Source organism: Streptomyces sp. NPDC029296, from assembly GCF_055569255.1.
Window position 1 is genome coordinate 72,037 of the sequence record NZ_JBVHXT010000005.1, and the last position, 17,003, is coordinate 89,039.

At 72.3% G+C, this 17,003-nt stretch carries 13 protein-coding genes, 1 tRNA gene and 1 pseudogene; 1 reads left to right on the plus strand and 14 read right to left on the minus strand.

Going from position 1 to position 17,003, the window contains the following annotated elements; all coding sequences use genetic code 11:
* Positions 1 to 75: 75 nt before the first annotated feature.
* From ACZ4W9_RS06050 to ACZ4W9_RS06115, 14 genes and pseudogenes are all read right to left on the minus strand, one after another.
* The gene (locus ACZ4W9_RS06050; protein WP_467933509.1) at positions 76 to 1,314 is read right to left on the minus strand and encodes a serine hydroxymethyltransferase; all 1,239 of its coding nucleotides are present in this window, start codon (positions 1,312 to 1,314) and stop codon (positions 76 to 78) included.
* A gap of 73 nt (positions 1,315 to 1,387) precedes the next feature.
* Positions 1,388 to 2,065: an arsenate reductase/protein-tyrosine-phosphatase family protein gene (locus ACZ4W9_RS06055; RefSeq protein ID WP_467933511.1), complete on the minus strand. Its 678-nt coding sequence runs from the start codon at positions 2,063 to 2,065 to the stop codon at positions 1,388 to 1,390.
* Positions 2,062 to 2,709, minus strand: coding sequence for an L-threonylcarbamoyladenylate synthase (locus ACZ4W9_RS06060; RefSeq protein ID WP_467933512.1), 648 nt, complete (start codon positions 2,707 to 2,709; stop codon positions 2,062 to 2,064). Before ACZ4W9_RS06060 ends, ACZ4W9_RS06055 begins: the two co-directional genes overlap by 4 nt.
* Before the next feature lie 52 nt (positions 2,710 to 2,761).
* Complete coding sequence (gene prmC / locus ACZ4W9_RS06065; protein WP_467933513.1) at positions 2,762 to 3,607, minus strand: peptide chain release factor N(5)-glutamine methyltransferase; 846 nt, start codon at positions 3,605 to 3,607, stop codon at positions 2,762 to 2,764.
* A gap of 35 nt (positions 3,608 to 3,642) precedes the next feature.
* Complete coding sequence (gene prfA, locus ACZ4W9_RS06070; protein WP_467933515.1) at positions 3,643 to 4,710, minus strand: peptide chain release factor 1; 1,068 nt, start codon at positions 4,708 to 4,710, stop codon at positions 3,643 to 3,645.
* A gap of 109 nt (positions 4,711 to 4,819) precedes the next feature.
* Positions 4,820 to 5,041: a 50S ribosomal protein L31 gene (gene rpmE / locus ACZ4W9_RS06075; RefSeq protein WP_030740744.1), complete on the minus strand. Its 222-nt coding sequence runs from the start codon at positions 5,039 to 5,041 to the stop codon at positions 4,820 to 4,822.
* Positions 5,042 to 5,190: 149 nt separating this feature from the next.
* Entirely contained in the window at positions 5,191 to 6,321 is a 1,131-nt protein-coding gene (locus ACZ4W9_RS06080; protein ID WP_467933516.1) for an LCP family protein, read from the minus strand.
* A 358-nt stretch (positions 6,322 to 6,679) separates the two neighbouring features.
* Complete coding sequence (gene rho / locus ACZ4W9_RS06085) at positions 6,680 to 8,704, minus strand: transcription termination factor Rho (protein ID WP_467933517.1); 2,025 nt, start codon at positions 8,702 to 8,704, stop codon at positions 6,680 to 6,682.
* 422 nt (positions 8,705 to 9,126) lie between these two features.
* Positions 9,127 to 10,044, minus strand: a complete 918-nt coding sequence (gene thrB, locus ACZ4W9_RS06090; RefSeq protein WP_467933518.1) for a homoserine kinase — start codon at positions 10,042 to 10,044, stop codon at positions 9,127 to 9,129.
* Positions 10,045 to 10,317: 273 nt separating this feature from the next.
* A complete protein-coding gene (gene thrC, locus ACZ4W9_RS06095) occupies positions 10,318 to 11,376 on the minus strand; it encodes a threonine synthase (protein WP_467933520.1) in 1,059 nt (352 codons plus the stop codon).
* Between the two features lie 6 nt (positions 11,377 to 11,382).
* Positions 11,383 to 12,675, minus strand: coding sequence for a homoserine dehydrogenase (locus ACZ4W9_RS06100; RefSeq protein WP_318201389.1), 1,293 nt, complete (start codon positions 12,673 to 12,675; stop codon positions 11,383 to 11,385).
* Positions 12,676 to 12,837: 162 nt separating this feature from the next.
* Positions 12,838 to 14,229: a diaminopimelate decarboxylase gene (lysA, locus tag ACZ4W9_RS06105; protein WP_467933521.1), complete on the minus strand. Its 1,392-nt coding sequence runs from the start codon at positions 14,227 to 14,229 to the stop codon at positions 12,838 to 12,840.
* Between the two features lie 53 nt (positions 14,230 to 14,282).
* Positions 14,283 to 15,263, minus strand: a complete 981-nt coding sequence (gene nrtL / locus ACZ4W9_RS06110) for an ArgS-related anticodon-binding protein NrtL (RefSeq protein WP_467933523.1) — start codon at positions 15,261 to 15,263, stop codon at positions 14,283 to 14,285.
* A gap of 931 nt (positions 15,264 to 16,194) precedes the next feature.
* Positions 16,195 to 16,698: pseudogene (locus ACZ4W9_RS06115) on the minus strand (response regulator); the annotation flags it as partial.
* A gap of 117 nt (positions 16,699 to 16,815) precedes the next feature.
* Here ACZ4W9_RS06115 and ACZ4W9_RS06120 point away from each other — a divergent pair.
* A tRNA-Arg gene (locus ACZ4W9_RS06120) sits at positions 16,816 to 16,887 on the plus strand.
* Positions 16,888 to 17,003: the final 116 nt, after the last annotated feature.

The window sequence follows — 17,003 nt, forward strand, 5'->3', positions numbered from 1 at the left end:
AGGTTGCACCCGGGGCCGTACGCCCCCTCCCGGACCGGTCCACACCGGGAGGTACGGGACCGCTTCTACCCCCGTTCAGCCCGGATACGGCGGGAAGCGGCCGGTGAGCGCGCGGACCTCCGCCCGCGCCCGGGCCGGCTCCGTCCGCCCGCGCAGCACGGCCGCGAGCAGCGCCGCGACCCGCACCATCTCCGGTTCGCCCATGCCCTGGGTGGTCACCGCCGCCGTGCCCAGGCGCAGGCCGCGGCCGTCGCCGTGCGGCAGCACACAGCAGTCCAGCACCAGTCCGGCCGCCAGCAGCCGGCCGCGCGCGGTGCGGCCGTCCACGCCGAGCGGGGCCGGGTCCGCGGTGATCAGGTGGGTGTCCGTGCCGCCGGTGGTGACGGCCAGCCCCTCGGCGGCCAGGTGACCGGCCAGCACCCGCGCGTTGTCCACCACCCGATGGGCGTACCCGCCGAACCCCGGGGTCGCCGCCTCGCCGAACGCGACGGCCTTGGCGGCGATGGTGTGCATCTGGGCGCCGCCCTGGGTGAACGGGAACACGGCCCGGTCCACGCGCCGGGCCAGCTCGGCCCCGCACAGGATCATCCCGCCGCGCGGACCGCGCAGCACCTTGTGGGTGGTCGCGCAGACGATGTCCGCGTACGGCACCGGGTTCGGCGCCGCTTTCCCGGCGACCAGCCCGATGGGGTGGCCGGCGTCCGCGATCAGATAGGCCCCGACCTCGTCGGCGACCTCCCGGAAGAAGGCGTAGTCCGGGTGGCGGGGGTAGGCGATGGAGCCGCACACGACGGCCTTGGGCCGGTGGTTGCGGGCGAGGTGGCGCACCTGGTCGTGGTCGATCAGCCCGGTCTCGGCGTCGACGCCGTAGCCGACGAAGTCGAACCAGCGGCCGGAGAAGTTGGCCGGCGAGCCGTGGGTGAGGTGGCCGCCGTAGGGCAGGCCGAGGGCGAGGACGGTGTCGCCGGGGCGCAGCAGGGCCGCGTAGGCGGCCAGCACGGCCGAGGAGCCGGAGTGCGGCTGGACGTTGGCGTGCTCGGCGCCGAACAGGTCCTTGGCGCGGTCGACGGCGGCGCGTTCGGCGGCGTCGGCGATCTCGCAGCCGCCGTGGTGGCGGGCGCCGGGATAGCCCTCGGCGTACTTGTTGGCGAGCGCGGAGCCGAGGGCGGCGAGGACGGCCGGGGAGCAGAAGTTCTCGGCGGCGGTCAGCTGGAGGGTGGTCGACTGCCGCGTCAGCTCTCCGAGCAGCAGTTCGGCCATCGCCGGGTCCTGCCGGCGCAGCACGTCGGTCTCGAGGGTGTGGGTGACCGACATGGCGGGCTCCCGGGCGGTCGGCGGTGACGTAGCTCCAATGTAGGCCGGAGACCGCGTCGGGGCTCGGCGGGCCCTACGCCCGCGCCGGGACCCCCGTCAGTGCCGTCACCACCGGGTCCAGGGCGTCCCTTATCTCGTCGCCGATGGACCGGAAGAAGGTCAGGGGCGCGCCGTAGGGGTCGTACACCTCGTCCGCCTCGGCGGTCGGGGCGAGCAGCCAGCCGCGCAGCGCCGCCGCCGCGCGCACCAGCGCCCGGGCCCGCATGACCACGCCGTCCTCCAGGGGCGGCAGGGTGGCCGGATCTATCGCCCGGACCAGCCGGGTGAACTCCTTCAGGGTGAAGGTGCGCAGACCCGCCGAGTGGCCCATGGAGATGACCTGGGCGCGGTGGTCGCGGGTGGCGGTCAGCACCAGGTCGGCCTTGATCACGTGCTCGTCCAGCAGTTCCCGGCCGACGAAGCCGGAGGCGTCCGCGCCGAACTCGGCGAGCACCGTCTCCGCGTGGGACTCCATGGGCGCGCCCTCGTGGCCCCAGGTGCCCGCGCTCTCCACGATCAGACCGCCGCCGAGCACGCCGAGCCGCTCCGCGACGAAGTGGCGGGTCAGCCGCTCGGTGATGGGCGAGCGGCACACATTGCCGGTGCTGACGTGGAGGATGCGGAAGGTGTCGCGGGGGAACCCGAACGTCGTCGTCTCCTCCGCGCTCCAGCTCCCGCCGCCTATGCCGCGCCCCGTCCCAGGGGCCGTCAATTCGCCACCTCGAGGTCGGGTACGACCTTGCGCAGCTCCTCCGCGGAGAGCGCGCCCTCGCGCAGCAGCACCGGCACCGCGCGGGTGACGTCCACGATGGACGACGGCACGTTGCCCGGGGTGGGGCCGCCGTCGAGGTAGACGGAGACGGAGTCGCCGAGCATGCCCTGGGCCGCGTCGCAGTCCTCCGGCGCCGGGTGGCCGGTGAGGTTCGCCGAGGAGACGGCCATCGGGCCGACCTCGGTGAGCAGCTCGATGGCGACCGGGTGCAGCGGCATGCGCACGGCGACCGTGCCCCGGGTGTCGCCGAGGTCCCACTGCAGGGACGGCTGGTGCCTGGCGACGATCGTCAGGGCGCCCGGCCAGAACGCGTCGACCAGTTCCCAGGCCAGCTCGGAGAAGTCCGTGACCAGGCCGTGCAGGGTGTTCGGGGAGCCGATGAGGACGGGGGTGGGCATGTTGCGGCCCCGGCCCTTGGCGGCGAGCAGGTCGGCGACCGCCTCCGAGGAGAACGCGTCGGCGCCGATGCCGTACACCGTGTCGGTCGGCAGGACCACCAGCTCGCCCCGGCGGACGGCGGACGCGGCCTCGCGCAGACCCGTCACGCGGTCGGTCGCGTCGTTGGTGTCGTATCGCCGTGCCATAACTAGCGGGCCTCCTCGTACACGTACTGCGGGATGGAAGTCGTCGGGGTGGTCACGGCAGCGCCTTGCGGGCGGTGGCGAAGCGCGGCCGGTTGTTGAGGTCGGGGTGGTCGGCGGCGTCGGCCCAGCCCCGCTCCTCGGTGAAGATCCACGGCACCTGGCCGCCCTGGGTGTCGGCGTGCTCGATCACGACGACACCGCCGGGGCGCAGCAGCCGGTGCGCGGTGCGTTCGATGCCCCGGATGAGGTCGAGACCGTCCTCACCGGAGAACAACGCCAGCTCCGGGTCGTAGTCGCGGGCCTCCGGGGCGACGTACTCCCATTCGGTGAGCGGGATGTACGGCGGGTTGGAGACGACCAGGTCGACCTGGCCGTCGAGGTCCGGGAAGGCGGTCAGCGCGTCGCCCTGGCGCAGGTCGACGCGGGAGCCGGCCACGTTCTTCCGGGTCCACACGAGGGCGTCCTCGGACAGCTCCACGGCGTGCACGCGCGAGCGCGGCACCTCCTGGGCGAGGGCGAGGGCGATGGCGCCGGAGCCGGTGCACAGGTCGACGATGCACGGCTCCACGACGTCCATCGCGCGGACCGCGTCTATCGCCCAGCCGACCACCGACTCGGTCTCCGGCCGGGGCACGAACACCCCGGGCCCGACCTGGAGCTCCAGATAGCGGAAGTAGGCCCGCCCGGTGATGTGCTGCAGCGGCTCGCGCTGCTCGCGCCGGGCGATGACCTCCCAGTACCGGGCGTCGAAGTCGGCGTCCTTCACGGAGTGCAGTTGACCGCGCTTCACGCCGTGCACGAAGGCGGCCAGCTCCTCCGCGTCGTTGCGCGGCGAGGGCACACCGGCGTCGGCCAGCCGCTGGGTGGCCTGGGCCACCTCGGCGAGCAGCAGGTTCACGCGTCTCCTCCGTGTCGTACTCGTGCGTACGGGTCTTACGCGGCGGCGAGCTTCGCCGCCGAGTCGGCGTCGACGCAGGCCTGGATGACCGCGTCGAGGTCGCCGTCCAGGACCTGGTCCAGGTTGTACGCCTTGAAGCCGACGCGGTGGTCCGAGATGCGGTTCTCCGGGAAGTTGTAGGTGCGGATCTTCTCGGAGCGGTCCACGGTGCGGACCTGGCTGCGGCGGGCGTCGGCGGCCTCGCGCTCCGCCTCCTCCTGCGCCATGGCGAGCAGCCTGGAACGCAGGATACGCATCGCCTGCTCCTTGTTCTGCAGCTGGCTCTTCTCGTTCTGGCAGGAGGCGACGACGCCGGTCGGGATGTGCGTGATGCGCACGGCGGAGTCGGTGGTGTTCACGGACTGGCCGCCGGGGCCGGAGGACCGGTAGACGTCGATGCGGAGGTCGTTGGGGTTGATCTCCACGTCCACCTCCTCGGCCTCGGGCGTGACGAGCACGCCGGCCGCGGAGGTGTGGATGCGGCCCTGGGACTCGGTCGCCGGGACGCGCTGCACGCGGTGCACCCCGCCCTCGTACTTCATCCGGGCCCAGACGCCCTGGCCGGGCTCGATCTGCCCGCGGGTCTTCACCGCGACCTGGACGTCCTTGTAGCCGCCCAGCTCGGATTCGGTGGCGTCGATGATCTCGGTCTTCCAGCCGACGCGCTCGGCGTAGCGCAGGTACATCCGCAGCAGATCGCCGGCGAAGAGGGCGGACTCGTCGCCGCCCGCGCCCGCCTTGATCTCCAGGATGACGTCCTTGTCGTCGCTGGGGTCGCGCGGGACGAGCAGCAGGCGCAGCTTCTCGGTCAGCTCCTCGCGCCGCTTCTCCAGGTCCTTGACCTCGGCGGCGAAGTCGGGGTCGACGGCGGACAGCTCGCGGGCGGTCTCGATGTCGTCGCCGGTCGACTTCCAGGAGCGGTACGTGGCGACGATCGGGGTCAGCTCGGCGTAGCGCTTGTTCAGCTTGCGCGCGTTCGCCTGATCGGCGTGGACCGACGGGTCGGCGAGCTTCTTCTCCAGGTCGGCGTGCTCGGCGACGAGTTCCTCGACGGCCTCGAACATCTTGGGCTCCTGTACTGCGGTGAAGGGAAGGGCGGCGACCAAAAACGCCGGTCCCGGGCACACCCGCCCGTGAGCGGGGTGTGGCCGTGGACCGGCGAAATGGGGCTCGCTACTTCTTGGAGCCGGCGGCCTTGCCGAAGCGGGCCTCGAAGCGGGCCACACGGCCACCGGTGTCGAGGATCTTCTGCTTGCCCGTGTAGAACGGGTGGCACTCGGAGCAGACCTCGGCCCGGATGGTGCCGGACTCGATGGTGCTGCGGGTGGTGAACGACGCGCCGCAGGTGCAGCTGACCTGCGTCTCGACGTACGCGGGGTGGATGTCGCGCTTCAAGGTGTCTCCTAGGTTTCGGGAGGGCGCCGGGTCGCTGCCGCGGGATGCGGAGGCGTGAACCGGAGCCGACGTACCAGTCTGCCAGGACTGGCGCCATCCACCCAAACCGGGGGTGCCGCTGTTCTATTCCGGGGGGAGCGCGGGACGTCCTACGGGGCGCTGACGACGCCCTTGGCCTCGCCCGTCGCCGTGCCCCGCGTCGCCGCCTTCGGGATCTGCCGGTCGTCCCGCAGGGCGTTCCAGACCAGCTGCGCCTTGGCGGTGTCCAGCAGGACGCGGTTGGGGTTGGCCGGGTCGTACTGGACCGGCATCGTGACCATCTTCATCTGGGAGGAGCCGATGCCCTTCAGGCTCCCCGCGAAGTCGATCAGGGCGTTGACCGAGCCGAGGTCGGAGTCGGTCGTCACGGCCTTGGTGGCGGTGTCGGCGAGGTCGTAGAGCTTCTTCGGGTTGGTGAGGACGCCGACGTGCTTGACCTGGTCGATGAGGGCCTTGATGAACGCCTGCTGGAGCTGGATGCGGCCGAGGTCGGAGCCGTCGCCCACGCCGTGCCGGGTGCGGACCAGACCGAGGGCCTGCTCGCCGTTCAGGGTGTGCGGGCCGGCCTTGAGGTCGAGGTGGCTCTGCCGGTCGTGGATGTCCTTGGTGGTGGTGATCCGGACACCGCCGAGGTCGTCGATGAGCTGCTGGAAGCCCTCGAAGTCGACCTCCAGGTAGTGGTCCATGCGGATGCCGGTGATCGACTCGACGGTCTTGACCGCGCAGGCCGCGCCCCCGGTGGAGTACGCCTCGTTGAACATCACGCCGGTGGCGGCCGGGTGGGCGGTGCCCTTGGTGTCGGTGCACTCGGGGCGGTCGACGAGGGTGTCCCGGGGGATGGAGACCACGCTGGCCTGTTTGTGGCCCTCGTACACATGGACGATCATCGCCGTGTCGGATCGGGCGCTGCCGTCGTCCGTGCCGCCGCCGAGCTTCTTGTTCGTGCCGGCGCGGGTGTCCGAGCCGAGGACCAGGATGTTCTGCGAGCCGTTGTCGACCTTCGCGGGCCGGTCGGTGCCGAGGGCCTGGTTGAGGTCGACGCTGCGGAGATTGCCGTTGAGCTTGAAGTAGACGAACCCGGCTCCGGCGCCGCCCAGCACCACGACGCCCGCGGCCGTCCAGGCGGTCGCGCGCAGGGCCTTGCGACCGGTGCTGGGGGCCTTGCGGCGGCGCCCCTTCCCCCGGCGGCGGGGTCCGGTCGTGCCCGGCTCGGTTATGGCGGGCGTGCTCTCGGCGGCCACATCGCTCCTAGGTCTCGGCGGTCGGGTACCCCCTGCGGCCAGGGTCGGGCGCGGTCGTCACCGCTCCATCGTCGCTCCGCCAGGTCAGACGGAGAAACTCGGGACAGGGTTGCACAACGCACAGTGGCCGCCGTGTACGGAAATCGCCACGGTGTGTAGTCGGGCATGCCGGGCGGACGGCGCTCACCTGCGGTTTCGGGGCCGCCGACGGTGCGCCCGGCGGTGGGCGGGCACCGGGGGCGCTGTGGCGAAGATCTCGCCATAGGCGGTGCCGGAAGGGGCAGCGGCGGTGCCGGAAGACGGGGAAAGGCCGCCTCCCCCGAAGGGAGGCGGCCTTTCCCCGGCAGTGCCCGGACGCTCAGTCGCCGTTGCCGGGCGTCGGCGTCGTCTTCTGGATCTGCATCAGGAACTCGACGTTCGACTTGGTCTGCTTCATCTTGTCCAGCAGCAGCTCGATGGCCTGCTGCTGGTCCAGCGCGTGCAGCACCCGGCGGAGCTTCCAGACGACCGCCAGCTCCTCGGCGCCGAGCAGGATCTCCTCCTTGCGGGTGCCGGACGCGTCCACGTCCACCGCGGGGAAGATCCGCTTGTCCGCGAGCTTCCGGTCGAGCTTCAGCTCCATGTTGCCGGTGCCCTTGAACTCCTCGAAGATCACCTCGTCCATGCGGGACCCGGTGTCCACCAGGGCGGTGGCGAGGATGGTCAGCGAGCCGCCGTCCTCGATGTTGCGCGCCGCGCCGAAGAACCGCTTCGGCGGGTAGAGCGCGGTCGAGTCGACACCACCGGACAGGATGCGGCCGGAGGCCGGCGCCGCCAGGTTGTAGGCGCGGCCCAGACGGGTGATCGAGTCCAGCAGCACGACCACGTCGTGACCCAGCTCGACCAGGCGCTTGGCGCGCTCGATGGCCAGCTCGGCGACCGTGGTGTGGTCCTCGGCCGGACGGTCGAAGGTCGAGGAGATGACCTCGCCCTTGACCGACCGCTGCATGTCGGTGACCTCTTCCGGACGCTCGTCGACGAGGACGACCATCAGGTGGCACTCGGGGTTGTTGTGCGTGATCGCGTTGGCGACCGCCTGCATGATCATGGTCTTGCCGGTCTTCGGCGGGGCCACGATCAGACCGCGCTGGCCCTTGCCGATCGGCGAGACCAGGTCGATGATCCGGGTGGTCAGCACGCCCGGGTCGGTCTCCAGGCGGAGCCGGTCCTGCGGGTAGAGCGGGGTCAGCTTGTTGAACTCCGGGCGGCCGCGGCCGTGTTCGGGCGCCATGCCGTTGACGGAGTCCAGGCGGACCAGCGCGTTGAACTTCTCGCGGCGCTCGCCCTCCTTCGGCTGGCGGACCGCGCCGGTGACGTGGTCGCCCTTGCGCAGGCCGTTCTTGCGGACCTGGGCGAGGGAGACGTAGACGTCGTTCGGACCCGGCAGGTAGCCGGAGGTCCGGATGAAGGCGTAGTTGTCGAGGATGTCCAGGATGCCCGCGACGGGGATCAGGACGTCGTCCTCGGCGAGCTGCGGCTCGGCGATCTCGTCGCGGCCGCGACGGCCACGGCGGTCGCGGTAGCGGCCGCGGCGGCCACGGCGGCCGCCCTCGAAGTCGTCGTCGTCCTGCCGGCTGTCCTGACGGCCGCCCTGCTGCTGGCCCTGCTGCTGACGCTGCTGGCCGCCCTGCTGCTCGTCGCCCTTGTTACGGCGGTCACGGTCCCGGTCCCGGTCACGGTCCCGCTCCCGGTCGCGGCCGCGCTCGCGGCGGTCCCGGCGGCCACGGCCCTCGCCGTCACCGGCGTCGCCCTTGGCGTCGCCCTGCTGCGGCTGGGCCGGCGTCTCGGCCTTGGACTCGGTGCGGGCCTCGGCGGCGACGGTCTCGGCGCCGTTCTGGGCCGGGCTGCCCGCGTCGGCCGTGGCGCGGCGGCGACGGCGCTCGGTCGGGGCGTCGTCTCCCCCGCGCTCGGCAGCCGCGCGGGCGGTGTCCCCGGCCGGCTGGCCCGGGATCTCGATCTGCTGCTGGGCCGCGGCCTTCTCGGCGGGGGCCTCGGCGGCCTTCTCCGCCTTCTTGCCGGCGGTCTCCTCGCCGGTGCGCGTCCGGGAGGTGGCCCGGCGCTTCGGCTTGGTCTCGGTGGCGGCGGCCTCGGCCTTGGGAGCGGCGCCCCCGGCGGCCTGCGCCTCCTTGATGACCTCGATCAGCTGGCTCTTGCGCATCCGCGCCGTGCCCCTGATCCCGAGGCCCGAGGCGACCTGCTGCAGCTCGGCCAGCACCATGCCCTCGAGGCCGGTACCGCGGCGCCGCCGGGACCCGGCACCGGCGGCAGGCGCGGAGGCGTCCGTGGCGGGCGCGGCAGCGGTGTCCTCGACACGTGCGCCCATCAGATCGGTGGTGTCGCTCACGAAGGGTCCTTCCCTGGAGCGGACGTCGGCCTGTCTGGCTCGGCGACCGGTTGTGCTGTCCGGCTACGGTCCTGTCTTCTGTGAACCGTGCCGGGGCGGTGGTCCGCCAAAGCGGCGGAAGATAATGTGCGGTGACGGCGCTTCCGCGAGCCGTGGCACCCAGTGTCACGTGGCGTGGTAGCACCTGCTCCGGAGCTCCCCCGGAGGGGGGTACCCCCACCTGTGGCCCGCTCAGTGTCCGCGTACGTCGTACTGCCCAGGTACGGCGCAAGGGTCACGGAGTGGCCCGGGAGGCTCCCGGAAGAATGTCTGTCCCGGACGGGGACACGAGGCACCTCGCCATGGTGAGGTCGGGTGCAGACTTGAGATTAACACTACCGGATCCAACAAACATTCCCCTCTCCAAATCCGGCAACCGTGTGTCACGTCGCGAGCGGCAGGACGCTCGCTCCCTGCACATCCAGGTCCAGCCGGTTGGCGGCCCAGCCCTCACCCGCGAGGTGGGAGACCTTGTCGGCGCTGTCGGCGTCGGCGAGGGCCATGACGGTGGGACCGGCGCCGGAGATGACGGCCGGAATACCGTCGGCGCGCAGCCGCTCCACCAGTGCGGCGCTGTCGGGCATGGCCGGGGCGCGGTACTCCTGGTGGAGGCGGTCCTCGGTGGCGGGCAGCAGCAGCTCGGGGCGCCTGGTCAGGGCCTCGACCAGCAGGGCGGCGCGGCCCGCGTTGGCGGCGGCGTCCACGTGCGGCACGCTGCGCGGGAGCAGTCCGCGCGCGGTCTCGGTCAGTACCGGCTTTCCGGGCACGAAAACCACCGGAACGATGGAATCGTGCGGCTCCATCCTGATGGCACGGGCGGTGCCGGCCTCCATCCAGGACAGGGTGAAACCGCCGAGCAGACAGGCGGCCACGTTGTCGGGGTGGCCCTCGATCTCGGTGGCCAGTTCCAGCAGCGCGGCGTCGTCCAGGCGGGCCTCGCCGCCTATGGTCACGGCGCGGGCGGCGACGATGCCGGCGCAGATGGCGGCGGAGGAGGAGCCGAGGCCGCGGCCGTGCGGGATGCGGTTGGCGCAGACGATCTCCAGACCGCGGGGCTGTCCGCCCAGCAGGTCGAAGGCCGTCCGCAGGGAGCGGACGAGGAGGTGGCTCTCGTCCCGCGGCAGGGTCTCGCTGCCCTCGCCCGCGATGTCGATGTGCAGCCCGGAGTCGGCGACCCGGACGACCACGTCGTCGTAGAGCCCCAGCGCGAGGCCCAGGGCGTCGAAGCCCGGGCCGAGGTTGGCGCTGGTGGCGGGGACGCGCACCCGGACGGCGGCGGCGCGGAACGCTGGACCGGCCATCGCTCGAAGACTCTCCTTGAGCTGCGTTTGCGGTCGAATGACGCTCGATGGATTCGATGGTCATTCGGTGGACTGCCGATGACTGACGTACGAACACCCGTCGGGCCGCGGAGACGGCGCGGCGCCTGCCATGCGCGAGGGCATATGCGGCAGGCGGGTTCGCTACAGCCTATCGAAGGAAGGTTCTGTGGCGACATAGGGCGCACAGGAGGCGCACGATGCGTGTCGTAAGCCCCCTGTGCACCTTGTCAGGGATTTCCCGGTTCGGGGCGCTCAGGCGAGGCCGAGGCGCTCGGCCGCGGTGGCGGCGTCGACCGGGACGGTGACCGGCTGCGGGGCGCCGGCGACGGCCCAGTCCGGGTCCTTCAGGCCGTTGCCGGTGACCGTGCACACGATGCGCTGGCCCGGGTCGACCTTGCCCTGCTCGGCGGCCTTCAGCAGACCGGCCACCGAGGCGGCGGAGGCGGGCTCCACGAAGACGCCCTCCTGCGCGGCCAACAGGCGGTAGGCGCGCAGGATCTCACGGTCCGTCACCTCGTCGATGGCGCCGCCGGACTCGTCGCGCGCGGCCAGGGCGCGCTGCCAGGAGGCCGGGTTGCCGATGCGGATGGCGGTGGCGATGGTCGACGGGTCCTTGACGACCTCGCCGCGCACGATCGGGGCGCTGCCGGAGGCCTGGAAGCCCCACATCCGCGGGGTGCGGGTGGAGACGCCGTCGGCGGCGTACTCCTGGTAGCCCTTCCAGTACGCGGTGATGTTGCCCGCGTTGCCGACCGGGAGGACGTGGATGTCGGGCGCGTCGCCGAGCATGTCCACGATCTCGAAGGCGGCCGTCTTCTGGCCCTCGATCCGCACCGGGTTGACCGAATTCACCAGCGCCACGGGGTAGTTCTCGCTGAGCGAGCGGGCGAGGGTGAGGCAGTCGTCGAAGTTGCCGGCGACCTGGAGGATCTTCGCGCCGTGCACGAGGGCCTGGCCCATCTTGCCGAGGGCGATCTTGCCCTGCGGCACCAGGACGGCCGAGACCATGCCCGCCCGCACCGCGTACGCGGCGGCGGAGGCGGAGGTGTTGCCGGTGGAGGCGCAGATGACGGCCTTCGCCCCCTCCTCCTTGGCCTTGCTGATCGCCATGGTCATGCCGCGGTCCTTGAAGGACCCGGTGGGGTTGGCCCCCTCCACCTTCAGGTGGACCTCACAGCCCGTGCGCTCGGAGAGCACCTGCGCGGGCACGAGGGGCGTGCCGCCCTCGCGGAGCGTCACGACCGGCGTGGTGTCGGAGACGGGCAGCCGGTCCCGGTACTCCTCGATGATTCCGCGCCACTGGTGGGTCATTGCTGGTTACTCTCCTTCAACCCGCATGATGCTGGCGACACCCCGCACGGTGTCGAGCTTGCGCAGCGCCTCGACGGTCCCGGACAGGGAGGCGTCAAAGGCCCGGTGGGTGACGACGACGAGAGATGCCTCGCCGTCCTTGCCTTGCTGCCGAACCGTGTCGATGGACACGCCGTGCTCGGCGAAAACGGTGGCGACCTGGGCGAGCACGCCCGGTTTGTCGGCCACGTCGAGGCTGATGTGGTACCGGGTGACGACGTCGCCCATCGGGGAGACGGTCAGGTCGGCATAGGCCGACTCGCCGGGGCCGGTGGCGCCGTTGAGCCGGTTGCGGCAGACGGCCACCAGGTCGCCGAGGACGGCGGAGGCGGTGGGCGAGCCGCCGGCGCCGGGGCCGTAGAACATCAGCTGCCCGGCGGCGTCGCTCTCCACGAAGACGGCGTTGTACGCGCCGCGCACGGAGGCGAGCGGGTGGCTGAGCGGGATCATCGCGGGGTGCACCCGCGCGGTGACCGACGTCCCGTCCTTCGAGCGCTCGCAGATGGCGAGCAGCTTGATGGTGCAGCCCATCTCCTTGGCGGAGCGGAAGTCGGCGGCGGTGACCTCGGCCATGCCCTCGCGGTGGACGTCGTCCAGGCGGACGCGCGTGTGGAAGGCGATGCCGGCGAGGATCGCGGCCTTGGCGGCGGCGTCGAAGCCCTCGACGTCGGCGGTCGGGTCGGCTTCCGCGTACCCGAGGGCGGTGGCCTCGTCCAGGGCCTCCTGGTAGCCGGCGCCGGTGGAGTCCATCTTGTCGAGGATGAAGTTGGTCGTGCCGTTGACGATGCCGAGGACCCGGTTGACCTTGTCGCCGGCGAGGGACTCGCGCAGCGGCCGGATCAGCGGGATGGCGCCGGCGACGGCGGCCTCGTAGTAGAGGTCCTTGCCGTTCGCCTCGGCCGCCGCGTGCAGGGCGGCGCCGTCCTGGGCGAGCAGCGCCTTGTTGGCGGAGACGACGGAGGCGCCGTGCTCGAAGGCGGTGGTGATGAGCGTCCGGGCGGGCTCGATCCCGCCGATGACCTCGACCACGACGTCGATGTCCCCGCGCTTGACCAGGGCGGTGGCGTCGGTGGTGACGAGCGCGGGGTCGATGCCCTCGCGCGCCTTGCCGGTGCGCCGTACGGCCACGCCGGCGAGTTCGACCGGCGCGCCGATGCGGGCGGCGAGATCGGCGGCGTGCGTCGTCATGATGCGCGCCACCTCTGAGCCGACCACTCCACAGCCCAGCAGCGCCACCTTCAGCGGACGCGTACGCATCATCCGACCTCGTTTCCTCATACCGTCTACGGTTGGTCCAGTCTCACTCACCGGACGGGAGTTTCTACCCTTCGTCCGGATCGTGAGACATCTATTTCATTTGTGCGGGGGCCGAAGACCGGAGATCTTCCGTTCTTTCCGCCCCCGTCGTTCTCGGGGGGTGCGTCACCCGACGTCGAGGCGCAGGAGGTCCTCCTCCGTCTCGCGCCGGACGATCACCCGGGCCTCGCCGTCCCGGACGGCCACGACGGGCGGCCGCAGGACGTGGTTGTAGTTGCTGGCCATGGACCGGCAGTACGCGCCGGTGGCCGGCACGGCGACGAGGTCGCCCGGTGCCAGGTCGCCCGGCAGGAACGCGTCCTTGACCACGATGTCCCCGCTCTCGCAGTGCTTGCCGACGACGCGGGCGAGCACCGGCTCGGCGTCGGAGGCGCGGGAGACGAGCGCGACGCTGTACTCCGCGTCGTACAGCGCGGTGCGGATGTTGTCCGACATGCCGCCGTCGACGGAGACGTAGGTCCGCAGCCCGTCGAGCGGCTTGACCGTGCCGACCTCGTACAGGGTGAAGGCGGTGGGTCCGACGATGGCCCGCCCGGGCTCCACCGAGATGCGGGGCGTGCGCAGCCGGGCGGCCTCGCACTCGCGGGTGACGATCTCGGTGAGCGCCTTGGCGATCTCGTGCGGCTCGCGCGGGTCGTCGGCACTGGTGTAGGCGATGCCGAGCCCGCCGCCGAGGTCGATCTCGGGCAGTTCGACGCCGTGCTCGTCACGGATGTCCTTCAGCAGGCCGACGACCCGGTGCGCGGCGACCTCGAAGCCGGACATGTCGAAGATCTGCGAGCCGATGTGCGAGTGGATCCCGATCAGCTCCAGCCCGTCGAGCTGGAGCGCCCGCCGCACGGCTTCCGCCGCCTGCCCGCCGGCGAGCGGGATGCCGAACTTCTGGTCCTCGTGGGCGGTGGCGATGAACTCGTGCGTGTGCGCCTCGACGCCCACGGTGATCCGGATCTGGACCTTCTGCCGCCTGCCGAGGGACTGGGCGGTGTGGGCGACCCGCACGATCTCCTGGAAGGAGTCGAGCACGATCCGCCCGACGCCGGCTTCGACGGCCCGGCGGATCTCCTCGACGGACTTGTTGTTGCCGTGGAAGGCGATGCGCTCGGCGGGCATCCCCGCGGACAGCGCGGTGGCCAGCTCGCCACCGGAGCACACGTCCAGATTCAGCCCCTCCTCGTCCAGCCACCGCACGACGGCCCGGGAGAGGAAGGCCTTGCCGGCGTAGAACACGTCGGCGTCCGGGCCGAACGCGGTGCGCCAGGCCCGCGCGCGGGCCCGGAAGTCGGCCTCGTCGAGGATGTAGGCGGGCGTGCCGAACTCCTCGGCGAGCCGGGTGACGGGGATGCCCGCGACACCGACCACACCGTCGTCGCCGCGCGCGACGGTCTGGGCCCACACCTTCCGGTCCAGGGCGTTGAGGTCGGCGGGCGGCGCGGGGTGGTGCCCCTCGGGCAGGACGTCGGCGTGGCGGGGCCCGGCGGGATGGGCGGAACGGCTCATGACGTGATTCTCAGGCTCTCTGTCTCTCTCCGGGGCGCATCCGCTCACGCGCCTCAGAGATGTTCGGGTGCGTCGATGCCGAGCAGGGACAGGCCACCGGCCAGCACCGTCCCGGCTGCTTCGGCGAGGGCCAGCCGGGCGCGGTGGGCGGCCGAGGGTTTCTCCTCGCCGACGGGAAGCACGGAAGGCAGCAGGGGCAGCACGGCATCGGCGACGGTGACGAGATGCCGGGCGAGCCGGTCCGGGGCACGGTGGGTGGCGGCCGCGGTGAGGATCCGGGGGTGGTCGGCGAGGGGGGTGAGAAGAGGGGCGCCCGCCTTGGTGTGCGGGGGACCGGGTTCGGCGGCGAAGCCGAGGCGGGCTGCGTTGCGGCCGAGGGAACGGACGCGGGCGTGGGCGTAGCGCACCCGGAACAGCGGGTTGCCCTCGCGCTGCACCAGGTGGTCGGCGGTGATCCGGGGCCGGTCGTGCGGGGCGGGGTGGAGCAGGGCCCACCGGGCGGCGTCGGGCCCGAGCGGCGCGGGGTCCTCCGGGGCGGGCACGGGCCGCAGATTGACGGGCTCGCCGTGCTCTACGGTGGCCCGCCCGCCCTGGGTCCCCACGATCCGTACGACGCTGTCGGCGACGACCTCGGCCCGCACCTCGTACGGCACCCGGAGCGCGACGACCTGTCCGGCGAGGGCGTCCCCGTGCCCGTACCGGGCGCCCTTCTCCCGGACCTCCGCGACGAGCGCGGCCACCGGGTCGACCCGCTCCGCGAGCCGGATGTTCAGGAACCCGGGCCCGGTGACGACGACGTCCTCGATCCCGTCGGCCCCGACGAGACGTTCCCGCAAGATCGCGGCGACCCGCTGCGGGGGCTGCCCGGCCGCGCGGGCGAGCCGCAGCGCGACGGCGGTGGCGAAGTCCCCGCACCCCCCGGGCCCCGGCTCGGTCACCACGACCCGCTCGGGCACGGCCACGCGCAGCTCGCCGTCATCGACAGCACGGCACACCGCGTGCAACACGGTGCGGGAGAGCTCGGCGGGGGTCACGGGACAAGCGTAGGGGAGGAGGGGGGTGGGTGGGCGAGCCGGTTATGGCTTTTCCGGGGCGGGGGGTGGGTGAGGGGGTGGGGCGGCGGAGGGCGTGTACGTGCCGGTGCTGCTGGGGGCGGCGGGAGTTGGGGAGCCGTGGACGGCTGGGGGGCGGGGCCGGGGCAGGAGGTCAGAGGCGCGGGCCGGGGGGCCGGGGGTGCCGGGGCAGGGGTGCGGGCCTGGGGCACGGGGCCCGGGGCCGGACCGGGGTACGGGCCGGGAGCAGGGCGGGGTGCCAGGGGTGCGGGTCGAGGGCAGGGGCCTGAGGGCAGAGGCCAGAGGCGCGGGCCGGGGGGCCGAGGCAGGCAGGGGTGCGGGCCTGAGGCACGGGGCCCGGGGCCCGTGGCTAGGGGTGAATGCCGTCGGGGCTGGGGAGCCCGTCGGGGTTTGGCAGGCCGGAGGCGGGGAGGCCGCAGGAAGTCGGGAGACCGGCGGCGGGGAGCGCGCCGGGACTCGGGAGACCGGCACTCGGGAGGCCTTCGTGACTTTGACTGGAGTGGTCGTGGGAGCTGGGAAGGCCGTCGGAACCGGTCAGGCCACCGGAATCGGGGACGCCTTCGTGCACGGGGAGGCTTTCACGGCCGGGGGCCAGCCCTTCCTGACCGGATAGGTGATCGCGACCGGGGGAACCTTCGTGACCGGACAGACCTTCATGGCGCCCGGGCGGGTCCTCGTACCCACGCAGGTCTTCATGCGGGCGCAGGCCTTCGTGGTCGGCGAGACCTTGCTGACACGGGAGGGTTTGCCGGCAAGGGAGGCGCTCATGACCGGAGACACCCTCGTCGATCTCCTCTCCCTCGCCACCGTTCTCGACACCCGCTGGCTCGGCGTTGCCCCCGTCGACCGCCGGCTCGACGACACCCCCGTCACCCACCTCACCCGGCCCGTCTCCCCCATGCCCGCCCCCGTTCCCATGCCCGTCGTCCGCGGCGGACCCGTCTCCGTCTCCCCCGGATGCCGCACGCCCGGCCTTCCCCTCGATGAGGTCTTTCACGAGCCGGACCAGTTCGGCGGGCTCGAAGGGCTTGGCGAGGAAGGCGTCGACCCCGAGGTCGAGTCCGGCCTGGACCTCGTGCTGGGTGCACGCACTGATGATGGCGACGGGCAGGTGCTGCGTACGGGGATCGGCGCGGAGCCGGGCGGCGGTGCGGAGCCCGTCCAGCCGGGGCATGACGACATCGAGGGTCACGACATCCGGGCGCACCTCATGCACCACATCCAGACACTCGGCACCATCGGCCGCGGTCACGACCTCTAGCCCTTCCAGCTCGAGGTTGACCCTGATCAGCTGCCGGATGACCTTGTTGTCGTCCACAACAAGCACCCGACCCGGAGCGCCTGGCACAAGTCGAGAGTAGGTGCGGACCGGCCACCGCGTCCGGGTTTTCCCCACTTCCACCCCCTACAGGGGACCTGCCCACCCCACCCGGGGAACCGAATTGCTGATCACCCCTCCGGACCTGCTAGTGTTCTACCCGTCGCCGCGAGCGAGAAGCTCAGCGCCCGACACGCCCTCGTAGCTCAGGGGATAGAGCAACGGCCTCCGGAGCCGTGTGCGCAGGTTCGAATCCTGCCGGGGGCACCTTGCACAAGGTGCCTGAAGACCCCGACACCAGCGGAAACGCTGAGGTCGGGGTTTTCGCGTGTGTGCAGCAGTGTGCCGCCCGGGGCGGCGTCTGTCGGGGTCTGCGAACGAGG

What these genes read in the sequence shown, in the direction of transcription:
- ACZ4W9_RS06050 (WP_467933509.1), bottom strand. Translation starts at nt 1,314, where the DNA reads ATGTCGGTCACCCACACCCTCGAGACCGACGTGCTGCGCCGGCAGGAC.
- prfA (WP_467933515.1), bottom strand. Translation starts at nt 4,710, where the DNA reads ATGTTCGAGGCCGTCGAGGAACTCGTCGCCGAGCACGCCGACCTGGAG.
- ACZ4W9_RS06060 (WP_467933512.1), bottom strand. Translation starts at nt 2,709, where the DNA reads ATGGCACGGCGATACGACACCAACGACGCGACCGACCGCGTGACGGGT.
- lysA (WP_467933521.1), bottom strand. Translation starts at nt 14,229, where the DNA reads ATGAGCCGTTCCGCCCATCCCGCCGGGCCCCGCCACGCCGACGTCCTG.
- thrC (WP_467933520.1), bottom strand. Translation starts at nt 11,376, where the DNA reads ATGACCCACCAGTGGCGCGGAATCATCGAGGAGTACCGGGACCGGCTG.
- thrB (WP_467933518.1), bottom strand. Translation starts at nt 10,044, where the DNA reads ATGGCCGGTCCAGCGTTCCGCGCCGCCGCCGTCCGGGTGCGCGTCCCC.
- ACZ4W9_RS06100 (WP_318201389.1), bottom strand. Translation starts at nt 12,675, where the DNA reads ATGATGCGTACGCGTCCGCTGAAGGTGGCGCTGCTGGGCTGTGGAGTG.